This window comes from Sporosarcina koreensis, from assembly GCF_001531445.1.
GTDB lineage: Bacteria > Bacillota > Bacilli > Bacillales_A > Planococcaceae > Sporosarcina > Sporosarcina koreensis_C.
This window is the reverse complement of the sequence record NZ_LQYA01000109.1, coordinates 51098-74485: the sequence shown is the minus strand read 5'-3', so window position 1 is coordinate 74485 and position 23388 is coordinate 51098. Positions and strand designations below refer to the sequence as shown.

General features: G+C 43.3%; 21 protein-coding genes and 1 pseudogene. 12 read left to right on the top strand and 10 right to left on the bottom strand.

Features of this window, described 5'->3' with window-relative positions; genetic code table 11:
* Both AWV70_RS24585 and AWV70_RS12780 read right to left on the bottom strand, forming a co-directional pair.
* A pseudogene (locus AWV70_RS24585) lies at positions 1-90 on the bottom strand (glycine/betaine ABC transporter); the annotation flags it as partial.
* On the bottom strand, positions 83-1351 hold the full coding sequence (locus AWV70_RS12780) for a quaternary amine ABC transporter ATP-binding protein (RefSeq protein WP_060207661.1): 1269 nt from the start codon (positions 1349-1351) through the stop codon (positions 83-85). The pseudogene AWV70_RS24585 and the gene AWV70_RS12780, both read right to left, overlap by 8 nt.
* A gap of 205 nt (positions 1352-1556) precedes the next feature.
* Here AWV70_RS12780 and AWV70_RS12775 point away from each other — a divergent pair, with 205 nt between their 5' ends.
* The 3 genes from AWV70_RS12775 (at position 1557) to AWV70_RS12765 (ending at position 3233) form a co-directional block, all read left to right on the top strand.
* On the top strand, positions 1557-2099 hold the full coding sequence (locus AWV70_RS12775) for a GbsR/MarR family transcriptional regulator (RefSeq protein ID WP_060207658.1): 543 nt from the start codon (positions 1557-1559) through the stop codon (positions 2097-2099).
* A 290-nt stretch (positions 2100-2389) separates the two neighbouring features.
* A complete protein-coding gene (locus AWV70_RS12770; RefSeq protein ID WP_060207655.1) occupies positions 2390-2575 on the top strand; it encodes a hypothetical protein in 186 nt (61 codons plus the stop codon).
* Positions 2576-2687: 112 nt separating this feature from the next.
* A complete protein-coding gene (locus tag AWV70_RS12765) occupies positions 2688-3233 on the top strand; it encodes a manganese efflux pump MntP family protein (RefSeq protein WP_060207653.1) in 546 nt (181 codons plus the stop codon).
* A gap of 107 nt (positions 3234-3340) precedes the next feature.
* Here the strand turns inward: AWV70_RS12765 and AWV70_RS23855 are convergent, their stop codons facing one another.
* Complete coding sequence (locus tag AWV70_RS23855; RefSeq protein ID WP_160327660.1) at positions 3341-3505, bottom strand: hypothetical protein; 165 nt, start codon at positions 3503-3505, stop codon at positions 3341-3343.
* Positions 3506-3731: 226 nt separating this feature from the next.
* Between AWV70_RS23855 and AWV70_RS12760 the strand changes: the two genes are divergently transcribed.
* Entirely contained in the window at positions 3732-5027 is a 1296-nt protein-coding gene (locus AWV70_RS12760; protein WP_060207649.1) for a tetratricopeptide repeat protein, read from the top strand.
* Positions 5027-5161 carry a hypothetical protein gene (locus tag AWV70_RS25115; RefSeq protein ID WP_268777845.1) on the top strand — a complete coding sequence of 45 codons (135 nt, stop codon included), beginning with the start codon at positions 5027-5029 and terminating at the stop codon, positions 5159-5161. Before AWV70_RS12760 ends, AWV70_RS25115 begins: the two co-directional genes overlap by 1 nt.
* Before the next feature lie 45 nt (positions 5162-5206).
* Here AWV70_RS25115 and AWV70_RS12755 read toward each other — a convergent pair whose 3' ends face one another.
* The 4 genes from AWV70_RS12755 to AWV70_RS12745 all read right to left on the bottom strand — a co-directional run bounded on the left by AWV70_RS12755 (position 5207) and on the right by AWV70_RS12745 (position 9064).
* Entirely contained in the window at positions 5207-6418 is a 1212-nt protein-coding gene (locus AWV70_RS12755) for an acetyl-CoA C-acyltransferase (protein ID WP_060207647.1), read from the bottom strand.
* Positions 6419-6605: 187 nt separating this feature from the next.
* A complete protein-coding gene (locus tag AWV70_RS12750; RefSeq protein WP_060207643.1) occupies positions 6606-7421 on the bottom strand; it encodes a zinc ribbon domain-containing protein in 816 nt (271 codons plus the stop codon).
* Positions 7422-7649: 228 nt separating this feature from the next.
* Positions 7650-7784 (bottom strand): hypothetical protein, encoded by a 135-nt coding sequence (locus AWV70_RS25110; RefSeq protein WP_268777842.1) that lies wholly within the window; start codon positions 7782-7784, stop codon positions 7650-7652.
* Positions 7781-9064, bottom strand: coding sequence for a helix-turn-helix domain-containing protein (locus tag AWV70_RS12745; protein ID WP_060207640.1), 1284 nt, complete (start codon positions 9062-9064; stop codon positions 7781-7783). Before AWV70_RS12745 ends, AWV70_RS25110 begins: the two co-directional genes overlap by 4 nt.
* A 409-nt stretch (positions 9065-9473) precedes the next feature.
* Here AWV70_RS12745 and AWV70_RS24580 point away from each other — a divergent pair, with 409 nt between their 5' ends.
* Together AWV70_RS24580 and AWV70_RS12735 are read left to right on the top strand one after the other, a co-directional pair.
* Positions 9474-9893 carry a hypothetical protein gene (locus AWV70_RS24580; RefSeq protein ID WP_235588654.1) on the top strand — a complete coding sequence of 140 codons (420 nt, stop codon included), beginning with the start codon at positions 9474-9476 and terminating at the stop codon, positions 9891-9893.
* A gap of 505 nt (positions 9894-10398) precedes the next feature.
* Positions 10399-11562 carry a hypothetical protein gene (locus AWV70_RS12735; protein ID WP_060207637.1) on the top strand — a complete coding sequence of 388 codons (1164 nt, stop codon included), beginning with the start codon at positions 10399-10401 and terminating at the stop codon, positions 11560-11562.
* Between the two features lie 290 nt (positions 11563-11852).
* Here the strand turns inward: AWV70_RS12735 and AWV70_RS12730 are convergent, their stop codons facing one another.
* The gene (locus AWV70_RS12730) at positions 11853-12914 is read right to left on the bottom strand and encodes an alanine/ornithine racemase family PLP-dependent enzyme (RefSeq protein ID WP_082713609.1); all 1062 of its coding nucleotides are present in this window, start codon (positions 12912-12914) and stop codon (positions 11853-11855) included.
* 11 nt (positions 12915-12925) lie between these two features.
* Positions 12926-14332 (bottom strand): alanine/glycine:cation symporter family protein, encoded by a 1407-nt coding sequence (locus tag AWV70_RS12725; RefSeq protein WP_060207633.1) that lies wholly within the window; start codon positions 14330-14332, stop codon positions 12926-12928.
* A gap of 263 nt (positions 14333-14595) precedes the next feature.
* On the opposite strand from AWV70_RS12725, the gene AWV70_RS12720 reads away from it, so the two are divergent.
* Both AWV70_RS12720 and AWV70_RS12715 read left to right on the top strand, forming a co-directional pair.
* Positions 14596-16554 (top strand): methyl-accepting chemotaxis protein, encoded by a 1959-nt coding sequence (locus tag AWV70_RS12720; RefSeq protein ID WP_235588653.1) that lies wholly within the window; start codon positions 14596-14598, stop codon positions 16552-16554.
* 288 nt (positions 16555-16842) lie between these two features.
* Positions 16843-17898 (top strand): acyltransferase family protein, encoded by a 1056-nt coding sequence (locus AWV70_RS12715; protein WP_060207630.1) that lies wholly within the window; start codon positions 16843-16845, stop codon positions 17896-17898.
* A 42-nt stretch (positions 17899-17940) separates the two neighbouring features.
* Here AWV70_RS12715 and AWV70_RS12710 read toward each other — a convergent pair whose 3' ends face one another.
* Positions 17941-18660 (bottom strand): GDSL-type esterase/lipase family protein, encoded by a 720-nt coding sequence (locus tag AWV70_RS12710; RefSeq protein ID WP_235588652.1) that lies wholly within the window; start codon positions 18658-18660, stop codon positions 17941-17943.
* A gap of 280 nt (positions 18661-18940) precedes the next feature.
* Between AWV70_RS12710 and AWV70_RS12705 the strand changes: the two genes are divergently transcribed.
* The 3 genes from AWV70_RS12705 (at position 18941) to AWV70_RS12695 (ending at position 23356) form a co-directional block, all read left to right on the top strand.
* The gene (locus tag AWV70_RS12705) at positions 18941-19951 is read left to right on the top strand and encodes a hypothetical protein (protein WP_060207627.1); all 1011 of its coding nucleotides are present in this window, start codon (positions 18941-18943) and stop codon (positions 19949-19951) included.
* Positions 19952-20250: 299 nt separating this feature from the next.
* Positions 20251-22029, top strand: coding sequence for a methyl-accepting chemotaxis protein (locus tag AWV70_RS12700; protein ID WP_060207624.1), 1779 nt, complete (start codon positions 20251-20253; stop codon positions 22027-22029).
* Between the two features lie 199 nt (positions 22030-22228).
* On the top strand, positions 22229-23356 hold the full coding sequence (locus tag AWV70_RS12695) for a response regulator (RefSeq protein ID WP_060207621.1): 1128 nt from the start codon (positions 22229-22231) through the stop codon (positions 23354-23356).
* The last annotated feature ends 32 nt before the right edge of the window (positions 23357-23388 follow it).

The following is a 23388-nucleotide window of genomic DNA, read 5'->3' as shown; positions in this document are numbered from 1 at the left end:
GTCGAAGACAGAGCCGAAATGGGTGGCAAGCCAGTCGACACCTGTATCGATCCAACTGGCAAACGGCAAGCGTGGTAAAAGATTATCCATGACTGCTCACCTCCACTTCCATCAAGTCTTCAATATCCGCTGTTGTTTCCACCATACGATCGCTATTGATGAATTGACCGTCGCCCGCCAATGCGCCGATCAATGCACCACGGATAATAATGCCTTCCAGATGATGCTCGTCATTGACGACTGCCACCGGAATCGTTGTTGTCGATACGGTATCGAACAGATCGGTTAATACGGTGTCCGGTGAAATTGTCGGAATGTCCTTGATCAAGACGTCCTCCAATGACTTCTCGGACTTTGTTGCGTCGCTCGCATCTTGCGCTGTGACGGCTCCGAGCAGTCGATTTCCTTTATCCACAACATAAATGGAGGAAATCCCTTGCCGCTTCATGAGGCGCAATGCAACACGGGCCCCTCTGTCGATTTGTATCATATCCGCTTTTTTCATAATATGGCCCGCTGTCAACACTTTTGAAAGGTCGACATCTTCGACAAAACGCTCGACATATTCATTCGAAGGATTCATCAAAATCTCTTCCGGCGTTCCAATTTGGACGATATCGCCGTCTTTCATTAACGCAATGCGATCGCCGATCCGGAGCGCCTCGTCCAAGTCATGGGTAATGAAAATAATCGTTTTCCCCATGTCATGGTGAAGCTGAAGAAGCTCATCCTGCATATCTTTCCGGATCAACGGATCAAGCGCACTGAAAGCTTCGTCCATCAACAGCACATCAGGATCATTGGCAAGTGCCCGCGCCAAACCGACCCGCTGTTGCATTCCGCCACTCAGCTGGCTGGGATATTGCTCTTCGTACCCGGCAAGCCCGACAAGCCGTAACGACTCGACAGCTTTCGCCTTGCGTTCCGCTTTTACGATTCCTTGGATCTCAAGGCCGTATTCCGTATTCTGTAAAATCGTCTTATGCGGGAAAAGGGCGAAGTTCTGAAACACCATCCCGATTTTCTTCCGCCGTACTTGACGAAGCTGTTCTTTATTCATGCTGACAATATCTTCTCCATCGATACGGATTGAGCCCATCGTCGGATCAATCAACCGGTTCAGCATCCGCACCAATGTGGATTTCCCACTTCCTGAAAGACCCATGATAACAAAAATTTCTCCGTCATATACGTCGAATGTAGCGTTTTTCACGCCTACTGTCGCGCCCGTAGACTTGAGGATTTCACTTTTCGACTTCCCCTCATTCAACAGTTGCGCCGCGCGCTTACTGTTTTTACCGAAGATTTTTGTCGTATTGACCACTTCGATTTTCTTTCTAAGTTCTGTCATGTGTACACTCCCTAAACTTTCGAAACTCGTCGTCTACTAGTATATGCATAAAATTTTCTCTTTACAACCGTTATTTCGAAATAAATCGTTTGTACGGTAAAAACTGTACAAAGTTTAAACTTATCGTTACACTTGAAATGCGGGTATAATACGCTTAGGTTAGTGATTGGGGAAAATTAATCCCAGACAGCGGAGGGAATGCATTATGGACGGTAAAGAAACACTCGACAAAGCACGCGAGCGGATCATTGAAACAATCGCGCAAAACATACATCTATACGGTCTCACACCTTCTGCCGGCAGACAGTACGGCACAATGTTCTTCCACGACGAGCCAATGACATTGGACGACATGACTGAAGAACTTGGCATGAGCAAAACAAGCATGAGCACATCCGTCAGAGCGCTGGCCGAACTGAAGTTGGTTGAGCGGGCATGGATACGCGGTGTCCGTAAAGACTTGTATCAAGTGAAAGACGATTGGTACCAAAGCTTTATCAATCTATTTTCAATCAAATGGCGCAGATCCATTTCACTCCATTCTGTCGCCGTCAGAAAATCGCTGCGCGAACTGGAACAGTTGAAAAACAATCCCGACATCAGCGAAGAGCTTAGGACAATCGTCGAAATGGACATCAGCAAGCTCGAATACGTCCGTGACTACTTCGAATGGATGGATCGCCTCGTCGACGCCTTCGAAGACCATGACATTTTCGATCTCGTCCCCTTGAAGGAGCATGGGGAATAAAAGAAGACCCCACACAAAAAGGCGGCCCCTTATTATGATAGGGACCACCTTTTTTCATTTGCAGAAATTCTTTATTGACGCATAAAACATCGCAGAAACGCATAAATCGCTTTACATGCGCATAATTTACGAAAATCGCGCATAAATGTTGTTTTCGGCGCATAAACCGTTGCAGAAACGCATAAGTGACTGCAAAAGCGCATAAAACCCTTAAACGAATCCCCATTGCATTCGTAAAACAGTTATAATAGATTTACTGATGCGCCTGCATATAAAAAGGAGGCATTCGAATGAAAACTAAAATACCACTATTGATGCTCCTGCTCATCATCGGTTCAATGTCACTCGTTTTTTCCTTGACTCTATCACTCCCGAACACGATTGAATGGATTTTGCTGATTTTGGGCGTCCTGCTCAATGTCACAAGCGCGGTCAGCCTCATGATTATAGGCGTCAAAAAAACAAGAGGCTCATAATGGCTGTTTCGAAGTTGGAATCCACTTCGGAACGGCTTTTTTCAACCGCCCATTTTGCCCCTCCCACTAGTCATATACATAAGGGATAGACGTTGGCATGGGGGGCTTATTCATGAAATTGATTACCATTTTGATCATTGCAGTAGCAGCAAATATCGATAACTTGGGAATTAGTATGGCATACGGTTTACGAGCCAACCGGATTCCGTTCCGATATAACTTGATAATTTCACTCATTTCGACGGTATGTGCATTCGTTTCCATATTTGCCGGAAGCATGCTATCCGATATCCTATCCAGGTCCACCTCCAACTTGATTGGAGGTATTCTGCTAATCGGGCTCGGTCTTTGGGTTGTAAAGAAAACAGCAAGCCCTTCAAAGGACGATACCCGAAAAATGGACTTCATCAATTGGAAAGAGTCGATCGTTCTAGGCTTCATCTTGGCCTTAAATTGCCTTTCCATCGGTTTTAGTGCAGGCGTCACTGGTATAGAACCGTACTCGACAGCACTTGCAATCGGCATATTTTCATTCATTTCCATAATACTTGGCGTTCGGCTCGGCGAACATATCGGTACAAGCTGGCTGGGACAACAGGCAGAGCGCATCGGCGGCATGCTCCTAATGATAATTGGTGTAATTGAGATATTCATCTAGGAGCACTGTGGCCCGTGTCAGGACATTTATGCACAATGCGGCGCTTTTATTTGTATATAAACAAAAAAGATGACTGCAATATCAGTCACCTTCACTTCCAAAAATATTCACTTTGCGTTAAGCGTATTTGTCAGTTCATCGTAATCAACAGTTTTCAATAAACCATTGGATTGCATCTTCTTCACAAATTGTAAGAGTTCCATCTTCATCTTCATGATCTCGATGTCCAGGAATTCCTTTTCGCATTTTACCTCTGTTTTTGCTATCGTCATCCCCTTCACACTCCTTTTGTCCTGTTATAGTTAGATGAATCACCATGGCTTGGGACTATTAACTATAATATATCACGTGGTGTCCTTCTAAAGAAGTATAACCGGTTGGGACATTTTTTTCAAAATCGGCGTTTTTTTTCGCTTTTTCAAGAAAAGTTTCTCACTTTGCATGTTTATGCTTTATACTGTAAATTAAGATAAGATAGATAAAGAGAGGGATCGGCAAATGAAAATAGGTCATTTGATACGTGCTGAACGCGTACGGCAAGATATGAAGCAAATTGTCCTGGCCAAAGGAATTTGTACGCCATCTTATTTATCAAAAATCGAACGGAATCAGATTGAACCGAGTGAAGACATTACAGAGATGCTGATGAAGCGGCTGGGGATGGACCCGGGGAAGTTGCAGGAAAATGATGAGGAAATGGAACGCGAGTTTGAGAAGATGTTGTTGAAGACGTATCGTGAGGTTATGACAGCGAGAGATTTAAATTTCACAAGAGAAAAATTAGAGTATCTTGAGCTAAACGTCCCCCTATTTGAAAACGATTCTTTACATTTTACTTATTCGCTTATTACTTTCCGATTTAATATGATAGTAAGAATTGATTCAGAAAAACTCAAACAAGAAATTAATTTACTTGAAGAATCGATTGATAATTTTGATGTATACCAACTTTATTTGTTTCATTTAAACAAAGGGTTATTCTGTTATAATACTGGCAACGTAAAAATGGCCATACATTATTATGAGTTACTACTCCATAAGCTGGAGTCGTTACCTATTGGAGAATGGGAAAAAGCTGAATTTAATTATATAATTGCTGTATTTTATGCATCCGATGGGCATACATTCAATTCAATTGATCATGCTAGACTTGCACTTAATTTTTTCCGAGAACATCTATTGATGAGTAGAGTGTTAGACTGCTATATTCTTATCGGGATTTCTTATAAAAGAAGCGATAAGTTCCAAGACGCATTGGAAGCATATTCAAAGGCTATGCAAATTAGCGAAGAATTTAATTTACATAGCGAAAAAGGGATTATTTATCATAATCTAGGCACCTTGAATAGTAGTATGGGAAATAGGGAACAAGCCATCGAATATTATAAAAAGAGCATCGACTATAAAATAGATCCTTCTGAAAAGCCGATTACGATTCTATGCTTAATTGAGGAATATTCAAAAATGAATGAACAGAGTCTTGTTAGCGAATGGGCAGATAAAGGGATTGCATTGTATCATCAGTTAAAAGATGAAAACGAAGTTTCTTACTTCCATCATTTCAGTCTATATAAATCGCTGCATAGTAAAGAAGGATTGTCTGTAGATATTGCAGAGGCAACAATTCAACATTTTAAAGACATTCAAAACTTCAGGTATATTCACAAATATTGCATTTCTCTGGCAGAATGGTACTATAATAATAGGAAATATAAGCTTGCATCTACCTTCTATCGGGAAGGGAATAAGTATGGCTATATTGATAGAAAAATAGACAAATGGGAGGATATATAATGAAAAAAGTTGTATCGATTCTTTTACTAGTTATTATTTTAGGTATGACAGCTCAAAATAATACAGCTTCAGCCAGTAGTGCTGACCAAGTTCCAAAGGTTATGAAAGCTTTCTCTTACACAATCCAAAAATGATCAAAAGGAATGCTCCGTTATGGACGCATTCCTTTTGCTTTTATTTCAGCACCCATGAACATTCTCCACCACAACCGATATCCCCTGCCCCACTCCGATACACATCGTCGCTAATCCCCTTCTGGACTTTCTTCTTTTCATTTCATGAATCAAAGTTGTCAAAATACGAGCCCCGCTTGCTCCGAGTGGATGTCCCAAAGCAATGGCTCCGCCGTTGACATTGACTTTATCGATATCCAGTTCAAGTTGTTTTACACACACCAATGATTGGGAGGCAAATGCTTCATTTATTTCGATGAGATCAAAATCAGCTGGTCCCCAATTGTGTTTCTTCATCAATTTTTTTGTTGAATAAATCGGACCCAGCCCCATGATGGATGGTTCCAACCCGGCTGTTGCGGAGCCTACGTATTTCACGAGAGGCTTCAAGCCGTGTTTCCGGGCAAACTCGCCGCTTACGAGCAGCAAGGCAGACGCTCCGTCGTTCACGCCAGTTGAATTTCCAGCGGTGACTGTTCCTCCTTGGTAGATTGGGGATAATACGGATAGTTTTTCTTTTGTTGTATCGGATCTCGGATGTTCATCCTTATCTATGACATGTACTTTCCCTTTCCTATCCGTGATAGTGACCGAAATGATTTCATCCAGGAATTTCCCATCCTCAATCGCCTTTTTCGCCTTTTGCTGGCTGTTATACGCAAAGTCATCTTGCTCTTCCCGCATCACCCCAAAACGTAATGCGACATTTTCAGCCGTCATCGGCATCGGCTCCGTGCCATATAAACGATCCATATCTGGATTAATGAATCTCCAACCGAGCGTTGTATCGTGCATTTTCATGTCACCTCGAGGAAATTCCGTTTCAGGTTTTTTCATCACGAAAGGGGCTCTTGTCATGCTTTCGACACCGCCGGCAATGACGGCCTCGCACTCCCCTGATAAAATGGAACGGGCTGCCAAACTGACCGCATCCAAACTCGAGCCACAGAGCCTGTTGACGGTCGTGCCGCTGACACTATTCGGGAAGCCCGCAAGCAACAGGGACATCCTTGCCACATTCCGATTCTCCTCCCCCGCCCCGTTCGCATTTCCAAATATAACGTCATCGACCAATTCCAATGGCAAATCCGGATTCCTTTCGGCCAATCCCTTTAGCACAATTGCCCCTAAATCATCGGGACGGACATCCTTCAATTGCCCTTTATATCTTCCGATCGGAGTCCGAACCGCATCGATCATAAACACTTCCCTAACCATTTTTACACCCCTTTACTTTTTAGGTGCCTGTACAGCAAACTATTCTGATTATGCACTACAATTGCATAAAAAATGTTGAGAAGCCATCCATATCAATCTTTGGATGACCCCTCTCAGTATTAATATAACTAAAATCGAATTGTCATAAATGGACCTTGCACAGGCACCCAAACAATTCCCGTACAATTTACAGCAGCCCTTTTAGCTCCGCCAAGTATGTTACGACGGATGTGTCGTTGAGGAGTTTGAGGAGGAGGCCGAATAGGATGATGACAAGGACTGTGTAGGCTGCGTAACCGTGCAGTGGGTCGATTCCTTTTGGCTTTTTGGATAGGAGTACGCTGATTACATACCCCGGTGAAAGCATAAGGACATAGATGAAACTAACGATCAACAGAAAAATTCCGTACCAATAAGATTTCATTAGCAGCAAAAATAGGGCAACGAGGCCGATAACGATTGCTGGTAAGGAATGCGCACCATACAATGCCAACGTTTGTTTAAATGGATAGGCTGGGCCAAAGTTCTTTCCGATAATGAAAAGTCCGAATGAGACGATTGCGATGCACACTGCCACAAACCCCGCCACATTTAGGAAAACCGATGAGAATGAAGGGCCGCCATCACCGTCAGTGAGACTCACAAACCCAGCTGGTTCAAGTGTTAATCCCTTAAGTATCGAAAAAAATGACAGACCAAAAAGGATTGCATATAGAAACAATGAAATGAAGCCGTTCCTGAATTCATCATCCTGTTTCGTAAGGCTGATCGAAGGATGTTTCACATGTTTAACAAAATAGGACCAGTACGCTTTCGTCAAATTGCTCACATTCTCAAGATGAACATTCGATTCCGACTTCACAATAGTCGCTTCAACTGCCGTCTGTCCATGGTGATGTGGCAATTGATCTGGATAGCCGTCCACTGGCTCAGTCATCCTTATGCCGCAGTTTCCGCAAAACCGTCCATTCGCATGCTCATTCCCGCAATTCGTGCATATCAATTTTTCTCCTCCTGTTTATTTGTCGGTACTTCATCCAAGGTTACGGTAACCGATCCAGATTACTAGCGTCCTATAGCTACTCTATTACGACGGCCTACTAGTTACGACAGATTTTCAGAAATTGGGCACAAAAAAAAGCACGCAGATCGTATTGATGATTTACATGCTCATTGATTGAAGCGATGGATTTCTTTATATGATCGTTTGATTTCAGGACAATTACCGTGCTTATCCCTTGCCATGCGGCGGGCCAACATCTGGTCCGATGATAGTGACGAAATTGCTGGCGCTTGCCGTGCCCATGGATGGCGCAAATGCCGCAAAACCGAGGACGAGGCAGATCATCAGTAATTTCTTCTTCACAGTTCTTCACCTCCTTTCACCTCCATCGTTAACCGCTTGTATGCGTGGATGCAAAGCTCTTGGTATTTGTATGCATTTTTGTATTTCTTGTTGGCTTCATAGTGGAGGGAGATGTGGCGGACGGCGTCCTTCAATGCTTTCCAGTCTTCATTTGCATGTAGATGGCGGATACTGTTTTTCATCTTCTGTTCATACAAATCGTATTCGTGAAGGATATGGTAGAGCTTTGCCTCGAAATAGTCAAGGCGAGCCTTCTCTAATTCATTCTGGATGGAACCTTGCAGTCGATTCATACTTTCCCGCACTGCCAGCAGGTCACCGAGGTGGAATAAAATCCTTAATCTCAGTTGTTCTGAATCAAACAGATTTTTGCTCTTCAACTGTTTTTTCACTTCAATGCATGTATTAATCATTTTCAGCGCATCCGTAAATTCTTTTTCTTCCATCAGAGTGAAAGCTAAATTATGATAAAGCCGTCCATGCGTCTCCATCACTGAATTCCCCAAAACACTTAGTCCCTTGTCAATATACCGTTTCGCTTCTTTCGTCTTATGCTGTTCGAGGTAAAGTGACGCAATCAGGTTATAGCAATCCCCCGACTTCGCCCAGTTATGCAAGTGCATGTATTGCCGTTTTGCACGTTTTGCATAGATAAGTGCTGTCCCATAATCATAGAGCTGAAAGAGTGCCAAGGAAATATTATAATTTATTTTCGCTGAAAGGGATTTCTCCCGCGTCAAGTATAAGGCGTCTTCGAAATGGGAGATGCTCGCCTCGTAATCTTTTTTGAAATAGTAAAACAGCGCTGATGTATACGTATATTTTTCAAAGAGAGACCTGCTGGCGTTTTCGAAGAATTTTTGTGGGATGTAGGCGATTTCTACAGAGTAATGGACTTGAGCTTCGGGGATACGGCCTACTTTAACTAGTTCGATGTATTTCAATAAATTGAACATTATTTCCTGATTGATGGAGGAGATATATGCAAATTGCGAGCCATGCTTGTTAAAAAACTCAGGGATCCCGTTCATATCCGATAGCAGCTCTTCATATTCCAACAATCGTTTTTGGAGACTTGCATCGTCTTCATGTATTTTTTGGAAATATGCTATTGGCACTTCAAGCCTGTTTGCAAGTAAGGCAAGTACATCGCTGGATGGTTCAAAACGGCCACTTTCAATATTGCTATAGTGGGAAGTGGAAATGATTCCGGAGCTCACTTCCTTTTGCGTGAAACTGTTACTCTCCCGAAGTCTCCGTAATCGACTGCCAATATGCATTTGGACATCCCTCCTTCTTTTCTTTCTTCTTATCATTATAGGCAATTTATTAGATTCATTCAATATATATTCTACCTATTCCCAATTTTCATTCTTTTGAACTTGTTTTGAAGATAGGCAAATGATTCTTCCATATCTATAGGGAAAATCCACTATGCATTTTGTTCTATTAACTTTTTTATCATTTCATTAAGACGACCACCTATTTACCTAGTAAGCAGCATCAATTTTTGTGTATGTACAAAAGAATTCCGGCTTTTCGTTCAATAAAACGGAAAGATACATCGTGAAACTATTGTTATCGCAAAATTTTAACTATTACACCAAACATGCTATAGTTTAAATATGTTGGACAACATACAATTTGAAGGCAAACTGGCCAGTTGTCTTCACAAAAGGAGCGAGTAACGTGAAAAGATTCGTCTCACTTGCAGTCGTAGGAATTCTCGTTATCGGTATCCAGTCCCCTGCCCAAGCTTCAACCGTCCAGCAACTTAAAAATGAGATTTTGACGATGCAGCCAGGTGTCTCTGCAGATGAACTACAGAAGCTTATCGAGGAGCTAGTCTTTTCCACTGGCATGAGCGAGAATGAGATTTATGAGCAAATGTACAAGGAGATGGAAGAGCAAAACCGGTTGGCTAATGAAGAGGCGGAGCAGTTAGCTGAACAATTCGGCGAAACTGACGAGGCAGCCCCCCAAGGTGGAGGATCCGCATTGTATATCGTCGGGCTAGCGCTCGCGGCGATTTCTACTATACGCCGTCCGCCACCGCCTACATCAATCACGGTCAAGTCGGATTATACTATTCAAGCGGCACGATTGTAAAATCAATCTACCCTTCCGGAGTCCGCAGCGATTCCGCTAACGTCAGGACGGTGGACATAGGTGCTGTCGTGAAATCCATTTCAACTTCGAGTACGAACAAAACCAATGCAACTACCTGGTCGTATACCCAAATCGGACAGCCGTACTCATTGAACTTCGCGAACTACCGGAACACGGGACATTCGGGCGCGGAAAACCGCTCTAAACTCATTTGGTCGGCTTTCCAATTGCATGGCGGACTTGACTTGGATGTAGACAAAGGTTTCGGAGTCTATCCTCGGGATGTCCGCGACGACACTCAGACAAGTTTCCTACGACAAATCTAACTCTCAAAAGCGGGCACCTGCCTAGGAGCGACAGGCATAAATCAAAGACGCAGCGTGGCGTTTTTTGCTGCAGGGCAACTTTGACTTTGCCCCGAGCTTCTGGCGCCAGAAGACTAGAGCAAAAAAGGGGCTGTCCATCCGAGGTCAGCTCCTTATTTAGCTACGGGAGGTTTCGATGGATGGATAAGAAATGGTTAGTAATTGGCATCATGGCCTTGTTTATCGCAGTTGCAGGAAAGACTTATTACACTTTTAGCCGCCAGCAGTCGGCCGATTTCCTTTCGAAGGATGACCCTATTTTATTGACGGATGTTGCAGCTATCCTATATTTCTCAACGACAGCGGATCAGGACATGAATCGGGATGGTCTTAGCTTTGCTGTTTTTGTCGATTCTGATGGGAATACGAAGCTATGGGAAATGGATGGCTTGGAGCTTGGGACAGTTTTCGTCTTGGAGGATTCGATCTTTTTGGAGGACCGAGGCCATGTGTATGTGGTCCATTCTGACGAGACCAAAACCTTTGCCATGCCCACAGAGGAACATACGGGCGAAGTGACCGATTATAATGAGGATGATGGCCGTTTTTACAGTGTCTATAATTCCGGCTTCACAGAGGATGGCGGCTATGCTTCGAATATCAGATTCGGAAATGAAAACGGATTTGAAACGATTCACATCCCCCACTATATGCAAATGTCCGGCAAGGCTGACGGAAACTTGCTCATGGTGATTGAAGACGATGATGGACTGTCATTGCAAAAAATGCCCCTACAAAAAGACGGCAAACTTCAAAAAATCGTATCGCTCGGACCGATCGGCGAACGAATCGGGATGGCATCGATCCTAAAGGAAAACGACTACTATTATCTAGTGATTGCCGACACAGAAAAAATGACATGTGACGTGTATCGTATTCATGAAAAGACGGAGGAAATCGAAACGTTTCCTTTATTCAATTATAAGGACATTGAAGATTATATCGTCCGCATTCCCTATAACCTCCGAAACGCAGCGGCAGTCTATGATGGGAACCTGTATTATGTGGACGGGATCGGCGATGTGCATGCGTTCGATTCGAAAACTGGTGAAGTCCGTCTCGCATTCACTCTTGAAGGGGCAAGTCAAGGACAAATGAAAATGTCCGAGCAAACGTATTTCCAAGACGGAAAACTTCACTTTTTCCGCTACAATCAATCGTCCGCAACACACGCAATCGATACATACGACTTGCGGACTGGAAAACTGCTGAATGAACTTTCGCTTACAGGTCTCGACACCATGTTCGACTACGTGCAACAAAAGAAAAAGCGAGTTTCCCCTTATGATTTTATAGTAAGGTGAAAGCGGTGCCTGTGCAGCAAACAATTCAGATTATACATCACAATTGCATATAGATAGTTTCAAGTCCAATCGCGCCAGGGGTAATTGGATTTTTCACGCGTGATTATCCAACAAACCGAATAATAATAATAATAATTGCATCTTGCACAGGCACCGACACAATTCTGATTATGCACTACAATTGCATAAAAAAATACGAGAGACCATCCGATTCAATCTTCAGATAGCCTCTCGCTGTATACATATAATAAAAATCGAATTGTCATAAATGTGCCGTGCACAGGCACCGATTAGACGTAAACCTTCCGGACGTACCGGGAGGTGAAGGCGCGCATGGTGGAGAAGTAGCCGAGCTGCAGTTCAACGGTGTCGCCGACTTTATATGACTTGTTGCTGTCGGTAACGTCGAGCATGAGATGGTCGGAACTGGCGCCGAGGATGATGATGTCTTTGTCTACAGGTGTTGATGTTTCGACGTCGAAATCTTGTTTCCCGAGTGCGCAGATCACCTTCAGCCGCGTGCCCCGATCCGTAAATGCCGGACTTTTGCCGTACGAATCGACGCCGACAGTCCCCCACGGCACGGATGGCTTCTCTTTCAGTTCGACAATTTCGCATTCCAATGTGAACACGTCTTTATGCGTTCCCGGTAAGAATGTGTAATTCGCGCGTTCCTTGCCGAACAGCAGCGATTCGCCTAGGCGCAAGTTGTTGACGCCTTCACTGATGCCGCCTTTCATCATCAAGTCAAGCGTCGCGGAGTTTCCGCCGCTGACGACTTCCAATTCCCTGCCTATCGTCTCGCCAATCGTTTTAGATAGCTCCATAAGCGCCGTCATCTTCTCCGAATCGGATTGGATGAATGAAAAGCACGTCAAGTTAACCCCGATTCCATACAAATGGACACCCTTCATTTTCTCGGTTTCGAGTGCGGCACCAACAAGCTCGTCATGATCGATAAACCCTTCACGGATATCACCGAGATCTACCATCAAAATCACTTTATGGACTTTTCCTTTTGCAATCGCGGCGCCATTAATCGCCTGGATCGTCGCAAGCTCCGAATTGAGCGAAGCATCCGCGTACGTTACAAGATCGTCCACTTCGCTCATCATAGGCGGGCGGATGAGCCACTTCTCCGCAGCAAGCCCTTTCAATAGCTTTAAGTTCTCGACCCTCGAGTCACCAAGCCTCGTAATACCGCCCGCAACATATACAGCTGCAATTTCAGGATCCCCACCGAACACTTTCGTCACACCTGTTACAGCCATATTCCTTGCCGCGCATAGCTCCGTGACGGTACGGACATTTTCCAGCAAATGTTTTTTATTGACACGAACTAATGGATACATGCTGCCCCCTCTTAATTCCAGAAATCTGTTTTCTCTTTAAGGCCGATCGATTTTGCTTTGAAGACAGGGTTCTTCCCTTCCTTCTTCTGTCTTGTAAAATCATCGAGACATTTAAACGCTGTCCCTCCAAGAAGTAAGATGATCGGAATGTTAATCAATGCCATGATGCCCATCAGGACATCTGCAGTGTTCCAAGCGACCGAGAAATCAAGTTGAGCGCCGAAGAAGACGATGACGACGGCAGACAGTCTGAAGATTGTCAGACCTGTTTTGCCGACATCTTTTTTATTCAAATACTTAAGATTCGATTCTGCATAGAAGAAGTTCCCGATAAGAGATGTAAACGCAAAGCAGAACAATGCAAACGTGATGAACCAAACACCAAATTCCCCGAATGTCGATGACAGGGCCGCTTGTGCGTACGGAACGCCCGCCATGTCTTCAGTAGGTACAACGCCAGAGCTCAACAGCATGAACGCCGTTGCCGAACAGATAAGTAGCGTATCGATGAACACGGACAGCATTTGTACAAGTCCTTGCTTCGCAGGATGGGAAACGCTAGCAGCTGCAGCGGCGTTTGGTGCAGAACCGACACCCGCTTCGTTGGAATAAAGACCGCGTTTAATACCGTACATGATGACGGAACCGGCAAAACCGCCGAATGCCGATTTGAAATCAAATGCCTGTGTAAAGATGTCTACGAACATACCTGGCACAAGGTCCAAATGCATGATAACCATAATTAGAGCTACGCCAATGTAGGCAATCGCCATGACTGGAACGATGATACTTGTAATTTTGCTTAATGTTTTCCCGCCTCTGAAAATACTCAAGCCTGTTAGAAGCGCCAAAATCGCACCTACGATGAGCGGTGTCGATGAATTGTAAAATGAGTATCCCTCAAATGCTGATGCGATGTTGAAGGAAGCAACCATATTGAATCCGCCCATATACGTTAAAATGAGGGCCACAGCGAAAACGACACCTAGAAATCTGCTTTTCAGCGCCGCTTGGATGTAGTAGGCTGGCCCCCCGTAAGAGCCGCCTTCCTTGTCCCGCTTTTTATAGATCTGTGCGAGTGTACTCTCGATGAACGCGGAAGCGCCTCCTATGATCGCGATGACCCACATCCAAAAGACAGAACCTGCCCCACCGAGTACAATTGCCGTCGAAACTCCGGCAATATTTCCGACACCGACACGGGATGCGGTCGAGACCATCAATGCTTCGAAAGCGGAGATCGAATTTTTATCTTCTTTCGGTTCCGTTACAAGTTTAACGGATTCCTTGAATAGCCTGAATTGGACAAACTTCGTACGGATGGTGAAATAAAGACCAGCAACAATCAAAAGAATAATAAGTATATAGCTATATAACCACGTACTAAAGCTATCAATTAAATTATTATATAATTCCATGTGATACACTTCCTCTCGTGAAATTTTGATATTTTCATGAATCCGCTTTCATTTCAAAAAGCTGTCATATACTTTTCGTATTCTATTACAATATAGCTTTTTTGTCGAATATTCAATGTTAATAAATGTAAGATGTAGCTTTTTTATCATAAATTCTCGGTGAAAAATACTTTTATCTTGATATTAAAATGAATTGATTTTTGACGAAGTATAGAGTAGTAAAAGAGAGTTACTACAATAATCATTGGAGAGGAAGAACGATAGTGTTTACTAATATTCGTACAAAGCTCATTTCAGCGTTTACTTTAATTTTAATCATCCCCGCGGTGAGCATTGGTTTCTTATCGTACAATAGTGCGAAAAACGCAGTAGAAAATCAAATAATGGGGGAATCCACCAATAACATCGGTATTTTAAATACAACGATCAACAATACACTTACCCCGAAGATCAATGATATTGAAACGTTGAGCGAGCAAATAACAGCAGGTCAGTATGATGGAAAGGAAAGCATGGAACTGCGCAGGAAACTGGCTCAATATGCGGAATTACATCCTGAAATTTTGAGCATTTATGTCGGGACGGAGAAAGGAAACTTCGTTCAAGAGCCGATCATTAACGACACGACTTCCTATGATCCTCGAACGCGGGATTGGTACAAGCAGTCCATGGAGCATAAAGGTGAAGTCCATATTTCGAAACCTTATGAGGATGCTACTGAAGATGCCATGGTTGTTACAATTTCAAAAACGACGAAGGATAATTCCGGCGTCATTAGTGTTGATATTACATTGGATTTGCTTGATCAGATTGCCCGTCAAGTGCATATCGGCAAAGATGGATATACGATGTTGTTGGATGAAGATATGAATTTCATTTCCCATCCGACGAGCGAGGCAGGCACTTTTGCAGAGGAAGATTTCTATCAGAAGATGTATGAGAAGGAAAGTGGACATTTTGATTATCTTTTACAGGGCAATAAGAAGTTCATGACGTTTGTGACGAATGAACTGTCCGGCTGGAAAATCGGGGGAACGCTCTATGAGTCGGAGATGGAAGATGCTGCCGCTCCCATTCTGAAGACGACAATGATTGTTATTGTCTTAGCATTGATTGTCGGTGTCTTCATCGTTTATTTCGTCATACGGTCCGTCCTTCGACCGATCAAGGATTTGAGGAATAAAGCGATCACAATCAGCAATGGAGATTTGACCGAGGAAATCGTCATCCGGTCGAAAGACGAAATCGGACAGTTAGGGCACGCATTCCGAGATATGCAGGATAGCCTGAAGAACTTAATTGGGAATATCGAGAAGAACACGGAGTTCGTTGCAGCTTCATCTGAACAATTGACGGCAAGCGCAGAACAGACGACTTACGCTACTGAACATGTTGCGGCAGCCATACAAGAAGTTGCGGGCAACGCGGAAAATCAGATGAATAGCATCGAAAAGAACGTCCAGCTGATCGAACAAGTGACGGAAGGGATTGCACATATCGCCGAGCGCTCGTTGAAAGTATCAGAACTCGCAATCCACACAATTACACAGGCTGAAATCGGCGGCCAAGCGGTGTCCGATACAGTGAATCAGATGTCTTCCATCCAATCTTCCGTATTCGAGTCAAACAGGATGATCAGCTCTTTATCAGAACGGTCCAAAGAAGTGGGTACCATTTTGAACGTCATCACCGGCATTGCGGAACAGACGAATCTACTCTCCTTGAACGCCGCCATCGAAGCGGCACGAGCAGGCGAACACGGAAAAGGATTTGCAGTCGTCGCCGATGAAGTGCGGAAACTTGCAGAGCAATCACAGCAATCCGCCTCGGAAATCCACAACATTATCCAAGGCATCCAGCAGGATACTGAAAGCTCCGTCAACATCATGGCGAAAGTGACGGAGGACGTCAAAGAAGGAATGGCCGTCTCAAATGAGGCAATTGAAAAGTTCCAGCAAATATTGGACAGCACTCAAGGCGCCGCACCACAAATGGATGCCATTTCCGAAACGGCGCAAACCGTTCAATCGGCAATCCAAGAAGTGAACGACACAGCAAACGAACTCGAAAACATGGCAAAAAGCAACGCCTCTTCCTCCGAAGAAGTAGCCGCCTCCACCGAAGAGCAGCTCGCATCCATGGAAGAAATCACAGCATCCGCCAAAACCCTCTCCCATATGGCAGAGGAACTGCAAGAATTAATCTCAAACTTTAAGCATTAAGTTGAAGCTTGCCTTATCGGCGTCTCTCTTTCGGTGCCTGTGCAGCACATACTTATGACAATTCACTACTATTTATATAAATGCAAAAAGAAGTCGGCCAAGGATTGATCTGGTCGGCTTCTTCATTTATTTTATGCAATTGTAGTGTATTATCTGAATAGTATGCTGCACAGGCACCGTTTTTTACCAATCTCTTTTCATTTACATATCAATACAGTTACAAATCGATAAAAACGAGGAAAGGGGGTATACAATAGCAGCAAAATTATTTTTTAGAGGTGCATATACATGAAAAAGAAAAGGTTGACGTGGGTGGATGTCACGAAAGGGTTTTTGATGATTCTGGTCGTCATCGGGCATTATCCGGGGGAGCTCGATTTTCCGCTTGCGAAGTATATTTACTGGTTCCATATGCCGGCGTTTTTCATTTTAAGCGGGTTATTTTTCAAGCCGGTTCTGGAGAAAGGACTGATGAAACCGACCATACACAAGCGGTTTATGCAGTTAATTGTCCCTTACCTGTTTTTCCTTGTCAGCATTACGCTGATCCGTTATGGAATGGAAATCGGTTCAGGTAATCGGGATTTATCATGGTATCTCAATGATTTATGGACGCTTGCCGTAGGCGGACGTTTTATTCGCGGAGCGTACGGAGTCTTCTGGTTTGTCACAACGTTATTTTTCACCTATTTATTTTTCTTAGGGCTCACGAAATATTTCAATCGAACGAAGCAGTTCATTATTCTTGGCATCTTCTATATAATTGCCCATTTTGAAAGCATCTTCGCCATGCATGTCATCGGCGGAAAACCATCCGATGCGGCGCAATCCATTCCGATGATTTGGAACATCGATGTCGCGCTCATGGCGATTGTCTATTTCGCCATCGGCTATTATATGAAAGATCTTTGGATGGATATTTCGAAGCGATGGATGATTGCGGCATTGCTTGTGAGTGCGACTGCTGTTTCTCTCGATAGTTTGCATATCATCGACTACCGGCTTAGCATGAAGTTTTTGAGGTATGACCATTTCATATTGGATTTGGCCATCCCCATTTCATTTACGATCCTTTTGGTAGGTGCATTCCAGTTCATCACAGCACGTTTGTCGCTCAACTGGCTGCGGAAAATCGAACAGCATTCGCTATCCATCATGTATTTGCACATCTTTGCAGATATCATTTTGAACGATTATTTCACATACGGCATCATCGGATTCACAGCCATCGGGGTTTTCATTCCCATTATCGTTTCAATTTTAATCAAAAAATTGCTGCCACATGGAAAACTTCTGCTTGGTGGATTTTCTCCGAAGAAAAAATCGGAGCCAATTCCAACGTGAAAAAAGCTGGACCTCCGCGGAGGTTCAGCTTTTTTACGTATATCACCTTCTAGTATGAAGCCTGTTCACCCACATTTTGTACCCTTCCCCATTCAAATGCAGACCATCAACCGTGAACTTCTTGTCCAGTTGGCCGCTCTTATTAGTAAAATTCGAATGCAGATCGATATACCCAACTCCATTTACATCCGCAATCCGTCGCAAAATGGCGTTGAATTGTTTTACTTTTTCATTGGATATTTCATTCCCAAAAAGACCATTATTCACCGGCAGAATTGATTGAATAAAAAGCCGGGTATCCTTCCCATCGAAAGAATCGACAATGGCATTGACTCGGCTTTCAAAATCCTTGGCATCTGTTCCATACCGGATATCATTGACCCCGATCATTACATACGCCTCTTTCGGATTCCGGTCCGCGACTTCCCCAATCCTGTCCAACACACCCTTTGCCACATCATTCCGAATTCCCCGATTCAGTACGACTTCATCTGGAAAATACTCTTGAAACTCCCCGTAATCGGTAATGCTATCCCCGATGAACACCTTATCCACATCACTCGCTGCAGAATATTCGAAGACACTTTTCTTCGTAAAATAATAAGCCGAATCCCTCTTTACGGAAGGCGCAGATTGCATTTTTGTCTTCACAAATTCGATTCCACCAATCTTATTCACAACATAACTGCCTGTTCCGATCAACAGGACATTTAAAAGTAATGATATAACCAACAAAACAGTTCCTTTTTCCAATACAGACACTCCTGTTCCTCCAATAAAACTTGCTATACCCCCATTCTCACGAGAAATAACAGGAAATTGTTTCGGTGCCTGTGCATGGTGCAATTATGACAATTCAACTTCCTGAATAAAAACACGAAAACTAACTGTTCAACCATTGATTTGATTGACTTCTCATTCTCGCTTATACAATTGTAGTGAATTGACGGAGTAGTGTGCTGCACAGGCACCGTAAAAAATGAAACTTCTTTCGCAATTGGTCGTAAACATATACAATGGTTGTTTACAGGGGGGTTCAGCTATGTCGTCTAAACTATCAAATTTATTTTTCGGCATGGGATGTCTGTTGCCGATTTTCGGTTTTGTTTTACTTGGTTATTTTTTCTTTAATCGGTCGTTTATGTTCGGCGCTGTCGCTGTAATCGTGTCCATTGTGGTGGGGCTTGCTTTATTAGGAAGTGCCAGTTTTATCGAGGAAAAGCAAAAAGCAAAACAACTGGAATTTCTAAATACCTTTCAACCTGCCCAATTTGATTTCCATAGACATAAATCTTTTCCTTCTTATGATTTATTAGCGAAAATTGCAATTGATGAACAGCAAGAGAATGTCTATTTATGGACTCCCGACTTGAAAAAGCAAGGATACGTCACAAAAGCATATGCCGGCATGTCTTACATAATCAACACCTATAGCTATTCCGACATTTTAGCGATCAATCTCATAGAGGATAATTACCAAAGCGACTCTGTGCAAAGAGACACACACTTCACCCAATTCTTACTGAATAAGCTAAAGCAGGAAGAATTCACAATAAGCAATGCAGAGAAACCATCCATCGATAAAATCAGTTCCTTGGATCTTGAAATCATCGTTGACGACAGTGCGAAGCCAAAACATCTAATTCGGTTTTATCATGCGCCGCACCTTCGGATACGAAAAGATTCACCAGAATATGAAGCCTATTTCAAAGAGCGACAGTATTGGTTTACAAAGTTGAAAGGTATTATTGAGAAGCAAAATGCTGTAGCTCATCATGTCGAGCCTCCGATTGAACCAATAACGCCTTCTGTCCATGTAGAATCTTCTGATACGGATGTAACGACAGAGAAGACGCAAATTACAGTGGAAGTTGCCACGAACCAATATTCACTCCATTTACATGAGGAGAATGCTTTAGAGGAAACCTCGGAAATCAAGAAAGTCGAGTCTCAACTTGAACAAAACACCGAAAAACCAAAATCTTACTTCGAACAATTGCTTGAGAAAAACAGAAGACAGCTACATGGCGATTATACTGACGATGAGAATTGAACCGGTGCCTGTGCATGATGCAATTATGACAATTCAACAACTTGAGTAAAAACACGAAGAAGAGCTGATCAAATATTGATTTGATTGGCTCTTCATTTTTACTTATGCAATTGTAACGTATTATCTGAATTGTGCGCTGCACAGGCACCGGAAATAATCTGAATACACTCTGCGTAGGGTTCTGAATTACGTCATAAAAGTCTCTTTAGTGATAGTATTTTCATATTATTGTAGGTATAATGGGGGAAGTACTATTCTTTATGTTTTCACTACTTTGGATTTAGTCAGGGGGAACTTCTTTGTTTAGGCAAAAAGGTAGCGTTCGAAAGAAAATTGTTCTAGGGACTTTGATTCCTATTTATCTCCTCACGATACTGTTCGGCTTTGTGTTTTATTACACGTCGATGCGCATTGTGGATGTGAATGTTATGCCGGAGTTTGAGAAATCGTTGAGCTCGGCGATGGATGATGTGAAAGAGAAAGTGACGGGACGACTTGTCAATCGCGCCTTGCAAGATAAGAATGCGCATAATCAGCTTTTACATATCATTAATGGCGTGAAGAAAAAGGATGGTGTGGAGAACATTTCCATACACAGTAAGGTGGACGGCGAAGATATGCTCCTTGCCTTCGCGGATTCGACCGATTATTTAGTGGAGCAGCCGTTCAATGAGAATCATGATAGAGCCTTGGATAAGGGCGAGGCGTTGTTCAGCGGCGTCTACAAAGATGAACATGGTGTACATAAGTCCCTTTATTATCCGATTCCGGAGTCGGATTCGATCATCGTTGTGAGCCAGGATGCTTCGTCAATCACTGATCTACAACGTACCATCATCATCGTGAGTATTTCTCTTGTTGTACTCGGCAGCATTCTTGGAGTCGCAATTCCTTCCATTATTTCTAGACAGCTTACGAAACCGCTTCAAGAATTGGTTCGGTTCACTGAGGTCATTGCGCGGGGCGACTTGACGCAAAAGATCCAATTGAAGAGCAAGGATGAAATCGGGCGGCTTGCCCATAGTTTCGATCATATGAAAAATGAATTGAGCAGCATGATCAAGCATGTAAATGAGGCGGCGGACAATGTCGTAAATTCGTCCAGTGAACTGGCGTCCAGCGCCGAACAGATGAGTGAAGTCGTAAACCAGTCAACAGTTGCAGCGCAGGAAGTATCATCGGCCAGTGAATCGCTTTCCGCAGCTTCCAATCAAAATCTGACAGCACTCGAGCAGATTACAGCGGGAATTCAGGACATCGCGAACTCTTCTTCAAAAGTGGCGGAAGAGACGTTGGAAGTATCTGAAGCAGCAGAACAAGGCAGCCAGTTAATCACCGACTCGATTGAGGGAATCCATACCATCAACGAATCCGTTCAGGCATCGATGAAAATTACGGAAACGATGCATATCCGTTCATCTGAAATCGAGAAGATCATCGGGATGATCACCGACATTTCCGATCAAATCAACCTACTTGCCTTGAATGCTGCAATCGAAGCAGCTCGTGCCGGTGATGCCGGTAAAGGGTTCAGTGTTGTCGCGAGCGAAGTGCGCAATTTGGCTGAGCAATCTGCCTCTTCGGCGAATCAGATCCGGGCGCTCATCACTGAAATGCAAAACGGCTCTCGTCAATCTGTAGAAGCAATGGCGAAAGTGTATTCCGACGTCGAACGTGAAACGGTCATCGTCAATGATGCAGGAAAAACATTTAGCAGCATCCTATCAAAAATCACAAATATCTCGGATAATGTTCAATCTGTTTCATCAACGGTCCAAGAAATTTCAGCCGGTTCCGAACAGATTTTAGCTTCAACACACGATACCGTCCACTCATTGGAAATCTCGTCCGGACATACACAAAATATCGCAGCTTCCATGGAAGAGCAGCTTGCATCAATGGAAGAAATGGTCGCAACAACGGATACATTACACGATTTGGCATATGAATTGAAAATGGAAATTAGTAAATTCAGAGTGGATGATGAAGTTCCAGATGATGAAGGTCAGAATGAGACGATGGGTGAAGATATTCAGAATGAAGAGGAAATGCCGGAAGATGAACCATCCGTGAAATAAAGCAACACCGCCTGTCAAATGATAGGCGGTGTTTTTTCAAGAAAAGCCGTACGTCAGATATTTTTCAAACTCAATGATCCACTGGCACAGTGTTTACCTGGTGCCAATCCTTGGCATTGCTCCTTGCATAGCCTTTAAAAAATTGAGATAATGATTGGAATATATTGCTTGCCTATTTGAATGATGGGGGTGATTCATAATGATCCGGGCAATTGTAGTGGATGATGAGCAACTCGCTTTACGTCATATGGTGAAGAAGCTGCAATCGATTATGACGGTTGAAGTTGTCGGTTCATTTTTGAATGCGCGTGATGTACTGAAGGAAATGAATAATCTTGATTTCAATGTTGTATTCTTGGATATTGAGATGCCAGGGTTAAGCGGGCTGGATTTGGCGGACTTAATCAACGACTGGAACAAGGATATTTTCATCGTTTTCGTCACGGCTTACAGGGATTATGCGGTGCAGGCGTTTGAACTGCATTCCATTGATTATTTATTGAAACCGATCATGTCCGAACGGCTGGAGAAAACGATATTTCGGATCCAAGAACAGCTAGAGATGCAATCCCTACAAAAGACAGACGCGCCACTTACTTCCAATGCCTTGAAAATTATCTGCTTCAAAGAATTTGCCGTATACTATCACAACACCCCCGTGAAGTGGAAAACTGGAAAGGTGAAGGAACTTTTCGCCTTTTTCATAACAAACCTCCAAGAGCCTATCCACAGGGATACTATCATTGAAACATTATGGCATGACGTGGAATACCAGAAAGCAAAAATTCAATTGCATACTTCAATATCATACTTGCGAAAAACATTGGATTCAATGGGTTATCCGAATGCCATTACTTTTTCAAACGGAAGCTATGTATTGGAAATCAAAAATTTCCAATGCGATGCACACCAATTCGAGCAAATCATAACAAACCACCCGCAAATAACAGATCGCAATATAGATATGTTCGAAGACATTGTTCTACATTATAACGGTGATTATTTGGAGAACAACGGATATGAGTGGGCGCTTGTGAAGGCACATGCAATCCGTCATAAACTGTTGCATCTTCTTCAAATGATGATTGATTTCTTCTCCGATCGAGATTTATTGAATAAAAAACAGCAGTATTTACAACTTCTTGTCTCCCTGAATCCCTATTCAGAGCATGCCGTCCAACAACTGATGCGTTTTTATATGGAGGCCGGCAATCGCGGAGAGGCTGTAAAAGTTTTTCATGAAATGAAAGACCTTCTCAACGAGGATCTCGGCATTTTACCGGACCAATCGACGACCGAGCTGTACGATTCTATCTTGAAGGGATAGATAAAAGGTGCCATTGACCTGTTAAGTCAGAC

Excerpts from the sequence above, each read along its gene's own strand:
- AWV70_RS12780 (WP_060207661.1), bottom strand. The coding sequence starts at position 1,351 with ATGACAGAACTTAGAAAGAAAATCGAAGTGGTCAATACGACAAAAATC.
- AWV70_RS12775 (WP_060207658.1), top strand. The coding sequence starts at position 1,557 with ATGGACGGTAAAGAAACACTCGACAAAGCACGCGAGCGGATCATTGAA.
- AWV70_RS12770 (WP_060207655.1), top strand. The coding sequence starts at position 2,390 with ATGAAAACTAAAATACCACTATTGATGCTCCTGCTCATCATCGGTTCA.
- AWV70_RS12765 (WP_060207653.1), top strand. The coding sequence starts at position 2,688 with ATGAAATTGATTACCATTTTGATCATTGCAGTAGCAGCAAATATCGAT.
- AWV70_RS23855 (WP_160327660.1), bottom strand. The coding sequence starts at position 3,505 with ATGACGATAGCAAAAACAGAGGTAAAATGCGAAAAGGAATTCCTGGAC.
- AWV70_RS12760 (WP_060207649.1), top strand. The coding sequence starts at position 3,732 with ATGAAAATAGGTCATTTGATACGTGCTGAACGCGTACGGCAAGATATG.
- AWV70_RS25115 (WP_268777845.1), top strand. The coding sequence starts at position 5,027 with ATGAAAAAAGTTGTATCGATTCTTTTACTAGTTATTATTTTAGGTATG.
- AWV70_RS12755 (WP_060207647.1), bottom strand. The coding sequence starts at position 6,418 with ATGGTTAGGGAAGTGTTTATGATCGATGCGGTTCGGACTCCGATCGGA.
- AWV70_RS12745 (WP_060207640.1), bottom strand. The coding sequence starts at position 9,064 with ATGCATATTGGCAGTCGATTACGGAGACTTCGGGAGAGTAACAGTTTC.
- AWV70_RS12735 (WP_060207637.1), top strand. The coding sequence starts at position 10,399 with ATGGATAAGAAATGGTTAGTAATTGGCATCATGGCCTTGTTTATCGCA.
- AWV70_RS12730 (WP_082713609.1), bottom strand. The coding sequence starts at position 12,914 with ATGTATCCATTAGTTCGTGTCAATAAAAAACATTTGCTGGAAAATGTC.
- AWV70_RS12725 (WP_060207633.1), bottom strand. The coding sequence starts at position 14,332 with ATGGAATTATATAATAATTTAATTGATAGCTTTAGTACGTGGTTATAT.
- AWV70_RS12715 (WP_060207630.1), top strand. The coding sequence starts at position 16,843 with ATGAAAAAGAAAAGGTTGACGTGGGTGGATGTCACGAAAGGGTTTTTG.
- AWV70_RS12705 (WP_060207627.1), top strand. The coding sequence starts at position 18,941 with ATGTCGTCTAAACTATCAAATTTATTTTTCGGCATGGGATGTCTGTTG.
- AWV70_RS12695 (WP_060207621.1), top strand. The coding sequence starts at position 22,229 with ATGATCCGGGCAATTGTAGTGGATGATGAGCAACTCGCTTTACGTCAT.